Source organism: Methylobacterium sp. ME121, from assembly GCF_000974725.1.
Classification (GTDB): domain Bacteria; phylum Pseudomonadota; class Alphaproteobacteria; order Rhizobiales; family Beijerinckiaceae; genus Methylobacterium; species Methylobacterium radiotolerans.
Genome location: NZ_BBUX01000004.1, coordinates 17150 through 32337 on the forward strand (window position 1 = coordinate 17150; position 15188 = coordinate 32337).

At 72.7% G+C, this 15188-nt stretch carries 12 protein-coding genes; 7 read left to right on the forward strand and 5 right to left on the reverse strand.

The genetic code is table 11. From position 1 onward, the window contains the following. Positions 1-83: 83 nt before the first annotated feature. A complete protein-coding gene (locus tag ME121_RS04945) occupies positions 84-1673 on the reverse strand; it encodes a catalase (RefSeq protein ID WP_024831040.1) in 1590 nt (529 codons plus the stop codon). Between the two features lie 136 nt (positions 1674-1809). Here ME121_RS04945 and ME121_RS04950 point away from each other — a divergent pair, with 136 nt between their 5' ends. From ME121_RS04950 to ilvA, 5 genes are all read left to right on the forward strand, one after another. Beyond that, positions 1810-2745, forward strand: a complete 936-nt coding sequence (locus tag ME121_RS04950; protein ID WP_012317638.1) for a LysR substrate-binding domain-containing protein — start codon at positions 1810-1812, stop codon at positions 2743-2745. Between the two features lie 89 nt (positions 2746-2834). After that, a complete protein-coding gene (locus tag ME121_RS04955; RefSeq protein WP_053620232.1) occupies positions 2835-4325 on the forward strand; it encodes an argininosuccinate lyase in 1491 nt (496 codons plus the stop codon). A 110-nt stretch (positions 4326-4435) separates the two neighbouring features. Further along, positions 4436-5494, forward strand: a complete 1059-nt coding sequence (locus tag ME121_RS04960) for an AbrB family transcriptional regulator (protein ID WP_012317636.1) — start codon at positions 4436-4438, stop codon at positions 5492-5494. Further along, on the forward strand, positions 5491-5838 hold the full coding sequence (locus ME121_RS04965) for a diacylglycerol kinase (protein WP_012317635.1): 348 nt from the start codon (positions 5491-5493) through the stop codon (positions 5836-5838). The genes ME121_RS04960 and ME121_RS04965 overlap by 4 nt, the downstream gene beginning before the upstream one ends. 1 nt (position 5839) lies before the next feature. Further along, positions 5840-7456, forward strand: coding sequence for a threonine ammonia-lyase, biosynthetic (gene ilvA / locus ME121_RS04970; RefSeq protein WP_281436145.1), 1617 nt, complete (start codon positions 5840-5842; stop codon positions 7454-7456). Positions 7457-7474: 18 nt separating this feature from the next. Here the strand turns inward: ilvA and ME121_RS04975 are convergent, their stop codons facing one another. The 3 genes from ME121_RS04975 to ME121_RS04985 form a co-directional block, all read right to left on the reverse strand. After that, positions 7475-8134: an MgtC/SapB family protein gene (locus ME121_RS04975; RefSeq protein WP_012317633.1), complete on the reverse strand. Its 660-nt coding sequence runs from the start codon at positions 8132-8134 to the stop codon at positions 7475-7477. An 82-nt stretch (positions 8135-8216) separates the two neighbouring features. Beyond that, positions 8217-9155 carry an EcsC family protein gene (locus tag ME121_RS04980; protein WP_012317632.1) on the reverse strand — a complete coding sequence of 313 codons (939 nt, stop codon included), beginning with the start codon at positions 9153-9155 and terminating at the stop codon, positions 8217-8219. Between the two features lie 25 nt (positions 9156-9180). Further along, complete coding sequence (locus tag ME121_RS04985; RefSeq protein WP_024831043.1) at positions 9181-10566, reverse strand: AmpG family muropeptide MFS transporter; 1386 nt, start codon at positions 10564-10566, stop codon at positions 9181-9183. Positions 10567-10769: 203 nt separating this feature from the next. Between ME121_RS04985 and ME121_RS04990 the strand changes: the two genes are divergently transcribed. Beyond that, on the forward strand, positions 10770-11846 hold the full coding sequence (locus tag ME121_RS04990) for a histidine kinase dimerization/phosphoacceptor domain -containing protein (protein ID WP_046154842.1): 1077 nt from the start codon (positions 10770-10772) through the stop codon (positions 11844-11846). 57 nt (positions 11847-11903) lie between these two features. Continuing rightward, the gene (locus tag ME121_RS04995) at positions 11904-12341 is read left to right on the forward strand and encodes a response regulator (RefSeq protein WP_012317629.1); all 438 of its coding nucleotides are present in this window, start codon (positions 11904-11906) and stop codon (positions 12339-12341) included. Between the two features lie 40 nt (positions 12342-12381). On the opposite strand, the gene mutS is transcribed toward ME121_RS04995, so the two are convergent. Next, positions 12382-15099, reverse strand: a complete 2718-nt coding sequence (gene mutS, locus ME121_RS05000; protein ID WP_059408436.1) for a DNA mismatch repair protein MutS — start codon at positions 15097-15099, stop codon at positions 12382-12384. Between the last annotated feature and the right edge of the window lie 89 nt (positions 15100-15188).

A 15188-nucleotide genomic window follows, 5' to 3' on the forward strand; every position in this document is an offset into this window, starting at 1 on the left:
TTCGCCCCGTCCGTTCCCCAAACGAGAACCCCGCGCGGCCGGGTGACCGCGCGGGGCTGCATCGGTGAGCGCGCGCCCGAGGCTTACTCGGCGGCGACCCGGTGGGCCTGCGAGCCGTCCGTGTAGGTCTCGGACTGCAGGCGCTTGCCCGGGGCGGCGCGGCCCGGCAGCGGCGGCAGGGCCTTGGCCTTCTCCAGATCGATCCCGGCGCCCTCGGCGACGCGGCGGCCGTAATCCTCGTCGGCGTGCCAGAAGTGCCAGACCATCCGCAGCTGGATCGGCTCCGGGCACTGCTTCATGTCGGCCACGAGGTTGGCGATCAGGTCGTCGCGCTCCCAATCCGCGAAGGAGCGGTAGCGCACGCCGGCCTGGGTGTAGTCGTCCTCGGTGCGCGAGGTCTGGTAGCGGCCGAGATTGCCCTGGACCGGCTGGTGGTAGTCCTTCGCGGGCTTCGGCGCCTCGCGCAGGCCCTCGGCCAGCGTCGACGGCTCGTAGTTGATGTGCTTGTTCGGGCCGGTGCCGTCGACCGTGTAGGCCATCTGACCGTCGCGCTGGTTCGAGTAGACCTTCACGCCGGGCTGCGGCGCGTTGATCGGCAGCTGCAGGTAGTTGGCGCCGACGCGGTAGCGCTGCGTGTCCGAGTAGGACAGCGTCCGGCCCTGGAGCATCTTGTCGTCCGAGAAGTCGATGCCGTCGACCAGCACGCCGGTCCCGAAGGCCGACTGCTCGACCTCGGCGAAGAAGTTGTCCGGCACCCGGTCGAGGACCATCCGGCCGCAGGGCAGCAGCGGGAACTGGTCGACCGGCCACAGCTTCGTGTCGTCCAGCGGGTCGAACGACAGGTGGTCGTTCGGGCCGTCCGGCATGATCTGCACGGCGAACTCCCACTCGGGGAAATTGCCGGCCTTGATGTTGTCGTACAGGTCGCGGGTCGCGTGGCCGACATCCTTGGCCTGGATCTCGGAGGCCTGCTGCGAGGTCAGGTTCCGGACGCCCTGCTTGGGGATCCAGTGGAACTTGCAGAGCACCGCCTCGCCCTGGTCGTTGACCAGCTTGTAGGTGTTGACGCCCGAGCCCTCCATCTCGCGGTAATTGGCCGGGATGCCCCAGGGCGACTTCAGGTGCGTCACCATGTGGATCGACTCGGGGTGCTGGGCCACGAAGTCGAAGAAGCGCCACGCCTCCTGGCGGTTCGTGACCGGATCCGGCTTGAACGCGTGGATCATGTCGGGGAACTTGATCGCGTCGCGGATGAAGAAGACCTTGAGGTTGTTGCCCACGAGGTCCCAGTTGCCGTCGACGGTCTTGAACTTGACCGCGAAGCCGCGCGGGTCGCGCTCCGTCTCCGGGCTCTCCTTGGCGCCGGCCACGGTGGAGAAGCGCACGAACATCGGCGTCTTGACGCCGGTCTCGTTCAGCACGCGGGCGCGGGTGTACTTGGAGGCCGGCTCGTCGCCGATCTTGCCGTAGGCCTCGAACCAGCCGTGGGCGCCGGCGCCGCGGGCGTGGACGACGCGCTCGGGGATCCGCTCGCGGTCGAAATGCGTGATCTTCTCGATGAACTGGTAGTTCTCGAGCGTGGCCGGGCCCCGCTCACCGACCGTGCGGGTGCTCTGGTTGTCGCGGACCGGGTGGCCCTGGCGGGTGGTCAGGATCGGGCGTTGATCGCTCATGCGTACCGTCTCTCCGTTCTGCGAAGGCTCTCGGTGAACAGCGGGGTCAGCCTGGAACCGTTCTGGTGAAGGGTTATGACCGCGGCATGACCCCGAGGCAAATGCATCGTCACAAAGGTTCTGATAGACGCAGCCTATGAACCTGGCCGGTCTCTCGCTCCGCGATCTCGAATACGTCGTCGCCGTCGCCGACGAGGGGCATTTCGGCCGGGCCGCCGAGCGCTGCAACGTCAGCCAGCCGACGCTGAGCGTGCAGGTCCGTAAGCTGGAAACCGCGCTCGGCCTGACTTTGTTCGAGCGGTCGAACCGGCGGATCCTGCTGACCGAAGCGGGGCAGGCCATCGTCCGGCAGGCGCGGGTCGTCCTGGCGGAGGCGCAGCGTCTGCTGGCGCTGGCCAGCGAGGGCCGCGGCTCGCCGCTCACCGGGCGTCTCGTGCTGGCGGCGATCCAGACGCTCGGTCCCTACTTCTTCCCGCTGGTGCTGCGGCCCCTGCGCGAGCAGTACCCCTTGCTGATGCTCTCGCTGTCGGAATCCCGGACGGCCGACATCGTCGAGGGCCTGCGCGACGGCCGCATCGACGCGGCCCTGGTCTCGCTGCCGCTGCCGTCCCACGGGCTCGCGGTCTCGCCGCTGTTCGTCGAGCCGTTCTGGCTCGCCTGCCCGGCCGAGCACGCCCTCGCCCGGGGCGGCGCGCTCTCCGCGACCGAGATCGCCGGCCCGGATCTGCTGCTGCTCGACGAGGGCAACTGCCTGCGCGACCAGACGATCGCGGCCTGCGGCGCCGGCTCCTCGGTCGGCCGCCACGCCACCAGCCTGGAGACGCTCCGCTCGATGGTGGCGGCCGGCGCCGGCTACACGCTGCTCCCGGCCCTGGCGGTGCCGTCGAATCCCGATCCCAGCGGCCTGACGGTCACCCGCGCCTTCGACCTCGACGGTCCCGGGCGGACCATCGCGCTGGTCTGGCGCGCGAGCGACCCGCGGGCCGCCGGGCTCGCGAGCCTGGCCGCCTTCTTCCGCGCGCACGCGCCGGCGGGCACGGCCGCCTGCCGCGACGGCGAGACCGTCGCCTGAGCCGCCGCAAACGCCCGCATTATACAGTTGTGAATAGGAAGGCGGGCCGCGACGGGTCTATCAGGACCGAGACGGCAGGGAGCGGCTCGATGCGGCGCACGATGGTCTGGGTCGCACTGGCGCTGCTGGTGCCCGCGGGGGCCCGCGCCGAGCCGAAGGACAGCTTCGCCCGGATCGACCAGATCAACCGCGCCTCTCTGGTCATGACGGTGGAGACCGGCATCGTGCCGCGGGCGCTGGGCGCGACCATCGCCCGCGCCCTCGACCGGGTCGCCGCCGACGCCGCGAAGCCGGGTGCGGAGCGGCCGGACGACTACCTGCGGATCGAGCCGCTGATCACCGCCATCGCGGGCGCCGACGCGACCCGGATGCATTCCGGGCGCAGCCGCCAGGACATCATCCCGACGGTGCTGAAGCTCGAGCAGCGCGACCGCCTCCTGAACCTCGCCAAGGCGCTCGACGAGACCCGGGCGGCCCTGCTGACCGTGGCCGAGCGCGAGGCCGACACGATCGTCCCGGCCTACACCAACGGCGTCCAGGCCCAGCCGACGACGCTCGGCCACATCTATCTGGGCTACGCGGCCGTCCTCGCCCGCGACGCGGACCGTCTCCGGGAGACCTGGGCGCGGCTGAACCTGTCGCCCCTGGGCGCGGCCGCCCTGGGAACGTCGAGCTTCCCGGTGAACCGCGAGCGGCTGGCGGCGCTGCTCGGCTTCGACGCGCCGGTGGAGAACAGCTACGATTCCGGCCAGCTCGCGCCGATGGATATGGGGATCGAGCTGACCGGGCTCGCGGCGAACCTCGCCACCACGGCCGGCAGCTTCGCGCAGGACCTCTACGCGCAGTACCACCAGACCCGGCCCTGGATCCTGCTGCGGGAGGGCGCGCTGACCGGGCCCAGCAGCATCATGCCGCAGAAGCGCAACCCCGTCGCGCTCTACAGCCTGCGCATGAAGGCCAGCGACGTCGTGGGGGCCGCGCAGGCCTTCGTCATCATGGCGCACAACGTCGATTCCGGCATGCCGGACTACAAGCGCAACCAGGCCGAGCCGCCCGGGCGGACCCTGGCCGAGGCCGCCGAGATGTGCCGGCGCTGGACCCGCGTCCTCGACGGGCTGGTCGTCGACCGGGCGCGCGCCGCCGACGAGGTCGCGGCGGACTATTCCACCACCACCGAGCTCGCCGACACGCTCCAGCGCGAGGCCGACGTTCCGTTCCGGCTCGGCCACCACTTCGCGTCCGAGCTGGTGAGCTACGGCCGCAGCCACGACCTGCGCCCGGCCGACCTGCCCTTCCCGGAGGTGCGGCGCATCTACGCCGAGGCCGCGGCGGGGTCGGGGCTGACGCCGGACCTGCCCCTCGACGAGGCCCGCTTCCGGGCGGCTCTCTCGGCCCGCGGCATGATCGACGCCGCGAAGGGCCTCGGCGGTCCGCAGCCCGCGGAGGTCCGGCGGATGCTGGGCGCCGCGCAGACGCGGCTGCGGACCGACCGCGACTGGCTCGACGCCCGCCGCACGGGCCTGGCCGACGCCCGGGCGCGGCTCGACGCCGCCTTCGCGGCCCTGACGCGCGAGCCCTGAGCCCGGCGCGGGGGCGCCGTGCCGAAACTCTGCCGTGACAGGGCCAATATTGCGGTATAGCGCGCGCCTGACGCCTGCCGGCTGAAGCGGGCCTCTCCCGATCGGTCGCCTTGCCCCCTCTCCGCACTCTCGGCCTCTGGGCCGCCCTCGCCGCCGCGTCGGCGGCCGTGTCGTACGGCCTGATGCAGGCGCAGTTCCCGGCCGCGCTGCTGCTCGGGCCGATGATCGCGGCCATCGCCTTCGGTGTCGGCGGGTCGCGCCTGCGCGTCCCGCGGGCCGCCTTCCAGGCCTCCCAGGCGGCGATCGGTTGCCTCGTCGCGCACGCCGTCACCGGGCAGATCGCCCAGACCCTGCTGGAGGACGGGCCGCTCATCGTCGCCGTCGTGCTGGTCACCGTCGCGGTCAGCGGCCTCGTCGGCTGGATCCTGACCCGCCTGCGCGTGCTTCCCGGCACCACGGCGGCCTGGGGATCTTCCCCCGGCGGCGCCTCCGCCATGGTGGCGATGGCCGAGGATTTCGGCGCCGATCCGCGCCTCGTCGCCTTCATGCAGTACGTGCGCGTCGCCGCCGTGGTGTTTTCGGCCTCGCTGGCGGCCCGCTTCCTGATGGAGACGCCGGTCGCGGGCGCGTCGGCCGGCGTCGGCGAGGTCACTGGCCCGCTCTCGCTGCTCGCGACGCTCGCGGTCGCCGTCGTGGGCGCGGGCGCGGCGCTCGCCCTGCGGGTTCCGGCGGGCGCGCAGGTCGGGCCGATGGTGCTCGGCAGCCTGCTCCACGCCACCGGGCTCGTGCGCATGGCGCTGCCGGTGCCGCTCCTCGAACTCGCCTACGCCTGCATCGGCATCTACGTGGGCCTGCGCTTCACCCGGGAGACCCTGCGCCTGACCGTCACCGCCCTGCCGGGCATCCTGGCGGCGACCTCCTCGGTCATCGCCCTCTGCGCGGCCTGGGGCTGGGGGCTGACCCTGCTGCTGCCCATCGACCTGCTGACCGCGATCCTCGCCACGAGCCCGGGCGGGCTCGACTCGGTGGCGATCATCGCGGTCGGCTCGAAGGCGGACGTCTCCTTCGTGCTCGCCGTCCAGACCCTGCGCCTGTTCGTGGTGCTGCTCACCGGCCCGCTGCTCGCCAAGTGGATCAGCCGGTCCGTGCCGGAGGCCGCCATCCGATGAACGCCCTGGTCCTCGCCTTCCTCAACTCCTGGCGCGGCCTGCGCCACGGCGCGCGCACCGAGCGGGCCGTGCGCCAGGAACTCGTGCTCCTGGCCCTGGGCATCCCGGTCGCCCTGTTCCTCGGCGCGACGCTCTGGGTGCGCGTCGCCCTGATGGTCAGCCTCCTGCTGATGCTGGCCGCGGAGTTCCTGAACACCGCCGTCGAGAAGCTCTGCGACCACGTCCATCCGGGGCATCACCCGATGATCGGCACCGTGAAGGACCTCGCCTCCGCCGGCACCTTCATGGCGCAGATGGCGGCGCTGCTCGTCTGGGTGGCGGCGCTGGTGGAACGCCTCGGCTGACCTGCCGCGCGCGGGCCGCGCTCGCATCCGCGGGCCGGAGGGTCTATCTGGCCGGCATCGCCCCGCGCATCGGCCGAGACTCCACACCGTGACGGACTACATCCGCAAGATCCTCACCGCCCGCGTCTACGACGTGGCGATCGAGAGCCCCCTCGATCCGATGCCGCGCCTGACGCAGCGGCTCGGCCGGCCGGTCCTGCTCAAGCGCGAGGATCTCCAGCCGGTCTTCTCGTTCAAGCTGCGCGGTGCCTACAACAAGATGTCGGGCCTGCAGCCCGACCAGATCGCCCGCGGCGTCGTCTGCGCCTCCGCGGGCAACCACGCGCAGGGCGTCGCGCTCGCCGCCGCCAAGCTCGGCGCGCGGGCCGTGATCGTGATGCCGCGCACCACCCCCTCCATCAAGGTCGATGCCTGCCGGGCCCGCGGGGCCGAGGTCGTGCTGCACGGCGACGCCTTCGACGAGGCGCTGGCGCAGGCCAAGATCCTCGAGGCCGAGCAGGGCCTGACCTTCCTGCATCCCTTCGACGATCCGGACGTGATCGCCGGCCAGGGCACCATCGGCAAGGAGATCCTGGAGCAGCATACCGGCCCGATCGAGGCGATCTTCGTGCCGGTGGGCGGCGGCGGGCTCGCCGCCGGGATCGCCACCTTCGTGAAGTACCTGCGGCCCGGCACCAAGGTGATCGGCGTCGAGCCCGAGGACGCCGCCTGCATGGCCGCGGCGCTCGCGGCCGACACCCGGGTCAGCCTGCCCAGCGTCGGCCTGTTCGCCGACGGCGTCGCCGTGCGGCAGGCCGGCGAGGAGACCTTCCGGCTCTGCCGCGAGCACCTCGACGAGGTCATCACCGTGGACACCGACGCCATGTGCGCCGCGGTGAAGGACATCTTCGACGACACCCGCGCGGTCTCCGAGCCGTCCGGGGCGCTGAGCCTCGCCGGTGCCAAGCTCTACGCCGAGCGCGAGGGCGGCGACGGCACGCTGATCGCCATCTCGTCGGGGGCGAACCTGAACTTCGACCGCCTACGCCACATCGCCGAGCGCGCCGAGATCGGCGAGCAGCGCGAGGTCCTGATCGGCGTGACGATCCCGGAACGTCCGGGCGCCTATCGCGCCTTCATCCAGGCGCTCGGTCCGCGCGCCGTCACCGAGTTCAACTACCGCCACGCCCCGGGCTCCGAGGCGCAGATCTTCGTGGGCATCAACGTCGGCGGCGGCAAGCGCGAGAAGCAGGGGCTGATCGGCTCGCTGCGGGAGGCCGGCTACCGCGTCCTCGACATGAGCGACAACGAGATGGCGAAGGTCCACGTCCGCTACATGGTCGGCGGCCGGGCCGTCGGCGTGGCGCACGAGCGCCTGTTCCGCTTCCAGTTCCCGGAGCGGCCGGGCGCGCTGATGAAGTTCCTGGAAGCGCTGGGCCCGGACTTCGACATCACGCTGTTCCACTACCGCAACCACGGCGCCGATTACGGCCGTGTGCTCGCCGGGATCGCGGTGCCGCCGGCCGAGCGCGCCCGGTTCGACGCCGTCATCGAGGCGCTCGGCTACCCGGCCACCGACGAGACCGAGAACCCGGCGTACCGCCTGTTCCTCGACGGCGAGGGCGCCGGGGCGCGCTGAGCACCGCGTCGGACGCGGTCAGCTCTCCGCCACGTCGACGGAGGTGACGTCCGGCATCGCCCGCAGCTTCGCCGCGATCGTCTCGAAGCTCGTCCGCGACAGGCGCACGAAGGTGATGGTGACCTCGTCGTGGTCGGGGTCGGGGCCCGGACGGACCGTGAAGGTCCGGACGCGCGAGGCGCGCTCGCCCGTCGCCGCCTGCAGGGTGTCGATCGACATGGTGCCCCGACGGGCGGTCAGCCGCAGCGTCTGGGCGCGCATCCGGTCGCGCCAGCGCTCCTCGAAGGGCTTCACGCCGGCCAGGATGCCGACGATGAGCGCGGTCGCGGCCAGCGCCGGAACGTAGAGGCCGCTGCCGATCGCCAGCCCGATCGCCGCCACGCCCCACAGGCTCGCCGCCGTGGTGAGGCCCTTCACGACCTCGCCCCGCAGCAGGATCGTCCCCGCGCCGAGGAAGCCGATGCCGGAGACCACCTGCGCGGCGATGCGGGACGGGTCGAGCACGACGTGCTCGGCGCCCAGCACGTCGGCGAAGCCGAAGGCCGAGACCAGCATGATCAGGCAGGAACCGACGCAGACCAGCATGTGGGTCCGCAGGCCGGCCGCCCAGAGCAGCCGCTCCCGCTCCAGGCCGATCACGCTGCCGAACAGGGCCGCCATCGCCAGCCGGGCCACCATCTCGCCGTTGCCGATCAGGACCGCCTCCGTGCCTCCGCCCCGTGCGGATGGCCCGGATCCTTGCGGCTTAACCGCGGGCGGATCAAGCGATCCCGAGGGCCGCCTTCTCGACCTCGTAGGCGGCCCGCACGGCGGCGGCGCCGTAGGCGCGCTCCAGCCGCCGCACGGTGAAATGCGCCCGCGCGGTCGACTGGAAGTGATTCATGAAGGCGGTGTTGACCGCCGCCCCGCCGAAGGCGCCGAGGATCGGCACCGCCTGCGCGGCGACCTTCTGGGAGACCACCAGACCGAAGCGCGCCGCGATCTGGGCGGTGAAGCGGATCAGCGCCGGCGCCGACTGGTCGAGGAGCGTCTTGCTCCCGGCGTAGCGGGCGGCCTCCGACAGCGTCTTGGCCAGGGCGGCGCGGACCGCGAAGTAGCCGCTCTCGGTGAGCGCCGAGCCCGCCTCGGTCTCGGCCATGGCCCGGCCGCCGAGGGCGAAGACCTGCACGCAGGCGAGCGCGCCCTCGGGCGTCTCCAGATTCTCCCCCTCCTCCCGGGCGATCTCGGCGATCGAGCGCAGCATCAGCGTGGTCGAGACCGGAAGCTCGACCGCCAGCGTGGCGAGGCCGAACGCGCCGCCGACCGCGCCCGAGAGCGCCGCCATCGCCTTGTGCTTGGCGTCGCCCGAGCCGAGCAGCCGCGCGAGACGGCCCTCGGCCTTCGCGGCGACGGCGCCGAACCCCTCGCCCTCGGCCGGGACGAGCTCCTTGCGCGGCAGCGTCGCCAGGGCGACCCGCAGCGCCCCCCGCATGGCCACCTCGGTGCTGCGGCTGACCGCCTCGGTGACCGGGGCCGGCAGCGATCGGCCGATGATGTCGAGGGGCGCGCCGGCCGCCGCGGAGAGCCGCGCCGCGAGGCTCGGTCGCTCCAGCACCTGCACGGCACGGCGCAGGGCGGCGAGATCCGCGTCGCTCAGCACCGTCTCTGGCGTCTCCGCCGGCAGCGTCTCGCCGGCGAGGGTGAGGTCGCTCGTGCTCATCCGTCGATCCCTGGATCTGTCCCGCTCACGCGGCCCCCGGGGCGCGCGCCGTGGTAGGAAGCTCGGGCCCCGGGATGCGGTTCCCCGGCTCCTGGGCGTCCCGCGCCGGCGCCGCGGCCTCCGCCCGCCCGCTCCGCCGCCCGACCGCCAGGCAGAGCGCCAGGACGGGGATTCCCACCAGGGAGGTCATGACGAAGAAGGCCGGATAGCCGATCGCCGCGACCACGAAGCCCGACGAGCCGGCGATCAGCTTGCCCGGCAGCGCGTAGAGCGAGGAGAACAGCGCGTACTGCGTCGCCGCGTAGGCCGGGCTGGTGAGGCTCGACATGTAGGCGATCAGCACGATCCCCGCGAAGGAGCCGCAGAAATTCTCGATGGAGATGGCCACCGTCAGGCGCCAGATCTCGGGCGCGCCGGCCGCCAGCCACGCGAAGGCGAGGTGCGAGGCGGCGGCCAGGAAGGCGCCCAGCAGCAGCGTCGGGAACAGGCCGAGCCGGGCCAGCGCCCAGCCGCCCGCGAAGCCGCCCGCGATGCCGACCCAGATGCCGTAGAGCTTGGTGACGGTGGCGATCTCCTTCAGGTCGAAGCCCAGCGTCCGGTAGAGCGGGCTCGCCATCACGCCGGACAGGAAGTCGGGCAGCCGGAACAGGGCCACGAGCAGGAGGATGCCCCAGAGCGCGCCGCCGAACCGGCCGTGCAGCTCGGTCAGCGGCTCCAGGATGGCGCGGCGCATCGACCAGAACCGGGACCGGCCGGGCGTCTCGGCTCGCGCCGCGCGCGGCGCGTCGAAGGCCGGGGCCAGCAGGGCGGCGATCATCCCGACCAGCATGAGCGCCGCCATGATCAGGTAGGCCAGCGTCCAGCCCCCCGCCGAGGCGATGAACAGCGCCCCCGCGCCGGCGGTGATCAGGCCGATGCGGTAGCCGAGGTTCGAGGTCGCCGCCAGGATGCCCTGGAAGTCGCTGCCGGCGGCGTCGATGCGCCAGCCGTCGATCACGACGTCCTGGCTGGCCGCGCAGAACGCCACCAGGAAGGCCCCGAGGCCCAGGAGCGCGAGGTTCGTCTTCGGATCCGAGAAGGCCATCAGGATCAGGCACAGGGCGACCGCGGCCTGCGTCGTCACCATCCAGGCGCGGCGGCGCCCGAGGCGGGCGCTCAGCACCGGCACGTTCAGGCGGTCGATGGCTGGCGCCCAGAGGAACTTCAGCGAGTAGGGCAGCGCCACGTAGCTGAACAGGCCGATCGCCCGCACGTCGATGTCCGAGAAGGCGAGGCGGAGCGTGAAGGTCCCCAGCACCAGGAGCAGCGGCAGGCCGGACGAGAATCCGAGGGCCAGCATGAGCACGATCCGCCGGTCCTCGACGATGTCGCGGAGCCGGAAGCGACGCGTCGCCTGTGGCTGGTTCGCCATGGCATGGAACTCCTGAGCGTTCGTGGCCTTGATCCCGCGAAATCGTGGCAGCCTTACGCCGCACCTGTTCTCGCTGGATCGTGCTGTCTTGCGCCCCAATCTTGGTAGAAGCTTGCTTAACGCGGTGTCCACGTCCCGCGGTCGGAGCGCGATGGTGGCGCCGCCGGACGAACGGGATCACCGCCTGACTGTGGAATGATGCGTTGAGTGCCCGATCCGAGACCGGTCCGCCCCTCGCGACGCTCGTCGACGCGTTCGCGTCGAGCCCGTCGCCGATGGTCATCACCGATGCCCGCGCCCCCGACAACCCGATCGCCTGGGCCAACGACGCGTTCCTGACCGCCACCGGCTACGCCGCCGACGAGATCGTCGGGCGCAACTGCCGCATGCTGCAGGGCCCGGCCACCGACCGGTCGACGGTGCAGCGCATCCGCTCGGCCGTCGAGGCCGCCGAGCCGATCTCCGTGGAGCTGCTGAACTACCGCAAGGACGGGTCGTCGTTCTGGAACGCGATGACCATCACCCCGGTGCGCGACGCGGAGGGGCTCGCCTATTTCTACGCCGCCCAGGCCGACATGACCCACGTCCACCAGATGGAAGTGGCGATGCGCGGCACCAACGACGAGCTGGAGCGCCTCGTTGCGGCCCGGACCCAGGACCTGACAGCGGCCCTGGAGCAGAAGACCGCCCTGCTGCACGAGGTCGATCACCGGGTGAAGAACAATCTTCAGGTGATCTCCTCGCTGATGCTCCTGAAGGCGCGGCGCACGCCCGAGGGCGAGGCGCGGGACGCGCTCCAGGGCATGGCGGAGCGGATCGGCGCCCTCTCGACGGCGCACCGGATGCTCTACTCCGAGGGCGACTGCACGCACTTCAACCTCGGCGACTTCGCGGCCGAGTTCCTGGCCGACATGAATGCCGGCCTCGACCCGGAGCGGCGCCGGGTGGAGGCCGATGTCGAACCGATCGCGGTGGCCGCCGCGATGGCGGCCCCCCTCGCGCTGATGATCCACGAGCTGACGGCCAACGCCCTGCGCCACGCCTTCCCGGACGAGCGGGAGGGACGCGTGTCGATCGTCGCCCGCCGCACCGATGGCGGGATGCACATGACGATCCGCGACAACGGCGTCGGCGTCGCCGCGGCGGCGCCGAACCCGGCGGGTTTCGGTCGCAATCTCGTGGAGATGGTGGTCCGGCAGATGCGCGGGACGATCGCCTGGGCGGATGCCGGTCCGGGCACGACCGTCGAGATCGACATCCCGCTCAAGCAGCTGGCTTGAGAAATCGACGTGGAGGCATCAAGCTCGTCGGCCGCGGGGCCGGAGGACGAGGAGCGTATGGGGACCGGGAACGCCGCCGCGGACGCCGCGCTCCGCATCCTCGTCGTGGAAGACGAGGCCCTGATCGCCCTCGAGCTGGAATCCCTGCTGGACGATCTCGGGCACGTCACGGTCGGCGTCGCCGGCAACGCGACGGAGGCCATCGCGCTCGGCCGGTCCACGGCGCCCGACGTCGCCCTCGTGGATATCCACCTCGTCGACGGCCCGACCGGGATCGACGTGGCTCGGGCGCTGTCGGCCGACCGGCGCACCACGGTGGTGTTCATGACCGCCAACGCCAAGCGCATCCCGGCCGATTTCGCCGGCGCGATCGGGGTGATCGCCAAGCCCTATTCCGAGCGCGTCGTGGCCAGCACCCTCGACTACGTGGCCGATCGCCGGGCCGGCCGCGACGGGCCGGCCTGCCCGGACGGGTTCTCGCCCGCGCCGACCTGAGGATCTTCGGGCCGAGCCGCCGCGGCACGGCCGCCGGGTCTCAGCCCCGCGCCGCGCGCTCGCGCTTCAGGCGGTAGAGCGCGTCGAGCGCCTCGCGCGGCGTCAGCGCGTCCGGATCGATCGCGTCGAGCAGCGCGCCCAGCGGATCCTCCCGCGGAGGCTCCGGTGGCGGCGGAGGAGCGAGCGCGGCGAACAGCGGCAGGTCGTCGATCCGGGCGCGGGCCGGGCGGCCCCGCTCGGCTTTCTCGAGGCTCTTGAGGATCGCCCCGGCCCGGGTCACGACGCTGCCCGGGAGTCCGGCGAGCCGGGCCACCTGCAGCCCGTAGCTGCGCTCGGCGACCCCCGGCACGACCTCGTGCAGGAACACGACGCCGTCCCGGTGCTCGGCCACCTTCAGCGTCGCGTTCTCGAGGCGCGCCAGCCGGTCGCCGAGGGCCGTCAGCTCGTGAAAATGCGTGGCGAACAGCGCCCGGCAGGCGTTCACCTCGTGGAGATGTTCGAGGCAGGCCCAGGCGATCGACAGGCCGTCGAAGGTCGCGGTGCCGCGGCCGATCTCGTCCAGGATCACCAGGGAGCGCCGCGTCGCCTGATTGAGGATCGCCGCCGTCTCGACCATCTCGACCATGAAGGTCGACTGCCCCCGGGCGAGGTCGTCGGCGGCGCCGACGCGGGAGAACAGCCGGTCGACCCGGCCGATCCGCGCCTCCGCGGCCGGCACGAAGGCGCCCATCTGGGCGAGCACCGCGATCAGCGCGTTCTGGCGCAGGAAGGTCGATTTGCCGCCCATGTTCGGGCCGGTGATCAGGCGGATCCGGCCGCGCGTGTCGCCGGACAGGTCGCAATCGTTGGCGATGAACGGCTCGCCGGCCCGGCGCAGGGCCGCCTCGACCACCGGGTGGCGGCCGCCGACCACGACGAAGCTGAGCGATTCGTCGACCACGGGGCGCCGCCAGTCGAGCTCGACGGCGAGTTCCGCGTGGCTCGCCGCCACGTCGAGCCCGGCCAGCGCCTCGGCCACCTCGGCGATGGGCTCGGCCCGGGCCAGCACGCGGGCCGCGAGGTCGTCGAAGACGGCGGCCTCCAGGGCCAGCGCGCGGTCGGAGGCGCCCGAGATCTTCGACTCCAGCTCGCCCAGCTCGACGCTGGTGAAGCGCATGGCGTCCACCATGGTCTGGCGGTGGACGAACTCGCTCTGCAGGCCCTTCAGGCAGGCCTCGCCGACGGATTGCGGGACCTCGATGAAGTAGCCCAGCAGGTTGTTGTGCTTGATCCGCAGGGTCCGGCAGCCGGTCTGCTCGGCGTAGCGCGCCTGCAGGGCCGCGATCACCTTGCGGGAATCCTGGCCGAGGGTCCGCGCCTCGTCGATCTCCGGGTGGTAGCCCGCGCGCACGAAGCCGCCGTCGCGCCGGCTCAGGGGCAGCTCGTCGGCGAGCGCCGCCGCCAGCGTCGCGATGAGCTCCGGGTCGGCCTCGGCCAGGTGCTCGGCCAGCCGGGCGAGATCCACCGGGAGACCGGGGATGGCGGCGAGGCGGGCGCCGAGATCCGCCGCCACCGCGAGGCCGTCGCGGATGGCCGCGAGGTCGCGGGGACCCGCACGGCCGAGCCCGGTCCGCGAGAGCGCCCGGGCGAGGTCGGGGGCCCGCGCCAGGGCGTCGCGCAGGCCGCCGCGCAGGCGCGCGTCCTCCACCAGGTACGCCACCGCCGCGTGCCGCCGGGCGATGGCGTCGAGGTGGGTGAGCGGGCCCGCGAGGTGCTCGGCGAGCAGCCGCGCCCCGTTCGCCGTCACGGTCCGGTCGATCGTCGCGAGGAGGCTCCCGGCGCGCTCCCCCGACAGGGTGCGGGTGAGTTCGAGGTTGGCCCGCGTCGCCGCGTCGATCGCCAGAGTCGCGCCGCCATCCTCGCGGGTCGGGACGGCCAGGGGCGGACGGGCCGCGAGCTGCGTCCGGGCGATGTAGAGGAGCGCCGCCCCGGCCGCCGCGATCTCGGCCCGGGTGAACTGGCCGAACCCCTCCAGGGTCGAGACGCCGTACTGCTCGCGCAGGCGCCGTTCGGCGGCGGCGGGCTCGAGCTCGGCCTGTGCCAGGGGCACGACGGCGGCGCGGCTCTCCTGCCAGAGCCGCGCGAGGGCCGGATCGGCGTGGATCGCCTCCGACAGGACGATCTCCCGCGGGTCGTGCCGGGCGATGGCACCGGACAGGTCGCCGCCCGCGACCTCGCTCAGGGAGAAGCGGCCGGTGGAGATGTCCACCGCGGCGAGGCCGTAGGCGACTGCCCCCTCCCCGGTCTTCCGGCGGCCGATCGCCAGGAGGAGGTTGGCGCGGGCCGGGTCGAGGAGCCGGTCCTCCGTGATCGTGCCGGGGGTGACGAGCCGCACGACCTCGCGGCGGACCACGGATTTGGGCCCGCGCTTCTTGGCCTCGGCCGGATCCTCGGTCTGCTCACACACCGCCACCCGGTGGCCGAGGGCGATGAGACGGTTGAGGTAGTCGTCGGACCGTTCGACCGGCACGCCGCACATCGGGATCTCGCTGCCCACGTGCTTGCCGCGCTTCGTCAGGACGATGCCGAGCGCCCGGGACGCGGTCTCCGCATCCTCGAAGAACAGCTCGTAGAAGTCGCCCATCCGGTAGAACAGGAGGCAGTCCGGATTGGCGGCCTTGATCTCGATGTACTGCGCCATCATCGGCGTCGCGCCGGCCGGGTCCAGGCCGGGCGGGGGCGTCGTGTCGGCGGTGGGGCGGACGGCGGTTCGGGCCATGCCGCGTCTTAGCAGAGCGCCGCGGGCGAATCAGGCTGCGCGAACCGACGCGGCTGGGGAGAAGGCGCCCGGACGGCGCATCGCCGGTG

Coding starts and splice junctions, on each gene's coding strand:
- mutS (WP_059408436.1), bottom strand. CDS start 15,099: ATGGCCCGAACCGCCGTCCGCCCCACCGCCGACACGACGCCCCCGCCC.
- ME121_RS04980 (WP_012317632.1), bottom strand. CDS start 9,155: ATGAGCACGAGCGACCTCACCCTCGCCGGCGAGACGCTGCCGGCGGAG.
- ME121_RS04965 (WP_012317635.1), top strand. CDS start 5,491: ATGAACGCCCTGGTCCTCGCCTTCCTCAACTCCTGGCGCGGCCTGCGC.
- ME121_RS04955 (WP_053620232.1), top strand. CDS start 2,835: ATGCGGCGCACGATGGTCTGGGTCGCACTGGCGCTGCTGGTGCCCGCG.
- ME121_RS04995 (WP_012317629.1), top strand. CDS start 11,904: ATGGGGACCGGGAACGCCGCCGCGGACGCCGCGCTCCGCATCCTCGTC.
- ME121_RS04975 (WP_012317633.1), bottom strand. CDS start 8,134: ATGGTGGCCCGGCTGGCGATGGCGGCCCTGTTCGGCAGCGTGATCGGC.
- ME121_RS04945 (WP_024831040.1), bottom strand. CDS start 1,673: ATGAGCGATCAACGCCCGATCCTGACCACCCGCCAGGGCCACCCGGTC.
- ME121_RS04950 (WP_012317638.1), top strand. CDS start 1,810: ATGAACCTGGCCGGTCTCTCGCTCCGCGATCTCGAATACGTCGTCGCC.
- ME121_RS04985 (WP_024831043.1), bottom strand. CDS start 10,566: ATGGCGAACCAGCCACAGGCGACGCGTCGCTTCCGGCTCCGCGACATC.